This window comes from Mycobacterium sp. TH-M103, assembly GCF_057473785.1.
On record NZ_JBYCLG010000158.1, the window covers coordinates 1 to 2,602 of the forward strand.

At 70.9% G+C, this 2,602-nt stretch carries 1 protein-coding gene; it reads right to left on the bottom strand.

Features of this window, described 5'->3' with window-relative positions:
* Positions 1 to 75 precede the first annotated feature (75 nt).
* Entirely contained in the window at positions 76 to 2,409 is a 2,334-nt protein-coding gene (locus AC2VOR_RS09075; RefSeq protein ID WP_486963642.1) for a DEAD/DEAH box helicase, read from the bottom strand.
* Positions 2,410 to 2,602: the final 193 nt, after the last annotated feature.

A 2,602-nucleotide genomic window follows, 5' to 3' on the forward strand; every position in this document is an offset into this window, starting at 1 on the left:
TTCTTAAACTCGCGGTATTCATTAGTAAACTTTCGGCATTTGCCGGTGGTGACCGTCGCACATGCTGATTGTTTTTCAGCGCGATTCGCCAGGCAACTGCGCCAGCACGCGTCGCAGCACCGTGACCGCACCGGCCTTGTCGAGCGGGTCGTTGCCGTTGCCGCACTTGGGCGACTGCACGCACGACGGGCATCCGCGCGGGCATTCGCACGCCTCGATGGCCTCGGCCGTGGCGCCCAGCCAGGTGCGGGCCCGGCGGAAGCCCCGCTCGGCGAACCCCGCACCACCCGGGTGGCCGTCGTAGACGAAGACGCTCGGCAGGCCGAACGGGTCGGGGCCGACCGCGGTCGACAGGCCGCCGATGTCGCCGCGGTCGCAGCTGGCCACCAGCGGCAGCAACCCGATCGCCGCGTGCTCGGCGGCGTGCAGCGACCCGGGTATGCGGGGCGCGTCGATACCGTCGTCCAGCAACGCCTCCGGGGTCACGGTGTACATGACTGCGGTCGTCTCCAGCCTTTGCTCGGGCATGGCCAGGTCGACGAAGTCGATGACCTCACCGTTCAGCCGGCGGCGCAGGTAACCGACCAACCGGTGGGTGACCTGGACCGGCACCAATCCCACAGTGACGGGCCCGAACTCGGACCGTTCACCGCAACCGGTGACGGCGATGTCGGTGAGCTCGCGCGCGAACGTCGCATAACCGGGGTCCTCGGCGTGGACGAACGCGATTCCGCCGTCGAAATCCAGCGAGTCGACGACGTAGGCCTCGCCCTGGTGCAGATATACCGCTCCCGGGTGGACGCAGGCCGGGGCCCGGCCCACGTCGACACTGCCTAGCAACCGCCCGGTGTCGGCCTCCACGATCATGATCTGGCCGCCGGCCGCCCCCCGGATGTCCACGGCGGCATGGGGATCCAAGCCCGGCGCGGGAAAGTACCTGCCGTTGCGCAGCCGCAGCAGTCCCTCGTCGACCAGTCCCGCGGCGACCTCCGTCGCGCCCAGGGCGCGCACCTCGGCCGCATCGAGCGGCAGTTCGGTTGCCGCACAGAGAAGTTGCGGGCCCAGCAGATAGGGGTTGGCGGGGTCGATCACCACCCTCTCGACCGGCTTGCCCAGCAGCGCGGCAGGGTTGTGCACCAGGTAGGTGTCCAGCGGATCGTCGCGGGCGATCAGTACGACCAGCGCCCCCTGGCCGCGGCGGCCGGACCGGCCCGCCTGCTGCCAAAACGAGGCCACCGTGCCGGGGAACCCGGCCAGCACCACCGCGTCGAGCCCTGCGATGTCCACGCCCAACTCCAGCGCGTTGGTGGTGGCCAGGCCGCGCAATCGGCCCTCGGCCAGGGCGCGCTCGAGTGCGTTGCGGTCCTCGGCAAGATAACCGGCCCGGTACGACGCCACCGTGTGCGACAGCTCGGGGGCGACGTCGGCCAGGCGTGCTTGCGCGCCCAGAGCGGTCAGCTCCGCGGCCCGGCGCGACCGGACGAACGTCAGGGTCTGGGCGCCCTCGGCGATCAGGTCGGCCATCACCCGCGCCGCCTCCGCTCCGGCCGAACGGCGCACCGGCGCGCCGTTTTCGCCCGTCAGGTCGGCGCGTAGCGCCGGCTCCCACAGGGCCACCGTCCGGGAGCCCTGGGGTGAGCCGTCGTCGGTCACCTCCTCGACGGGCTGCCCGATCAGCTCGGCGGCCGTCGCGCCCGGAGAGTCCGTCGTCGCGCTGGCGAAGATCACCGTCGGGTACGACGAGTAGCGGGCGCACAACCGCAGCAGCCGGCGCAGCACCATGGCCACGTTCGAGCCGAAAACCCCGCGATAATAGTGACATTCGTCGACGACGAGGAAGCGAAGGCCGCGCAGCAGGGCGGCCCAGCGGGCGTGGTTGCGCAGGATCGACACGTGGATCATGTCCGGGTTGGAGAACAACCACCGGGAGCGTTCACGCGCGAAGCGGCGCACCTCGGCGTGGCTGTCGCCGTCGTAGGCGGTGGGCGCCACACCGAAACCGGGATCGTGCAGCCGCGGGACGGCCGCGGTCAGGGCGTGTGCGGCGCGCAACTGGTCGTGACCGAGCGCCTTGGTGGGGGACAGGTACAGCACCCGTGCCCGCGGGTCGGTGGCCAGGGCGTGTAGGACGGGAAGTTGGTAGGCCAGTGATTTGCCCGACGCGGTGCCGGTGCTGACCACCACATGCCGCCCGGCGTGGGCCAGCTCCGCGGCCTGCGCCTGGTGCGACCAGGGGCGGGTGATACCTCGGTCGGCGAACGCCTGGACCACGTCCGGCTCGGCCCAGTCCGGCCAGCGGTGGGGGCGGCCGGCGCGGGCCGGCAGCTCGGCGACGTGGCGCAGCGGACGCTCGTCGGCCGCGGTGCCGGCCAGCGCGGCGGCCAGCAGGTCGGCGCCGAAACTCGCCACCAGGCACCCTCCGGGAAGCCGTCGGCGGCACAAGTCTGTCGCCGACGCGATGAACATGATTGACTGATTACGGTCGCAGCTTCTGTGTTCGTGTCAAACTTTCGCAGGATCGACGTTGCGGCCGCGGTTCCTGCGAGGTTAATCGGTCGGGTGAAGTTCCGGCGACTCGGCGAGGTATGGCGGTCGTATCAGG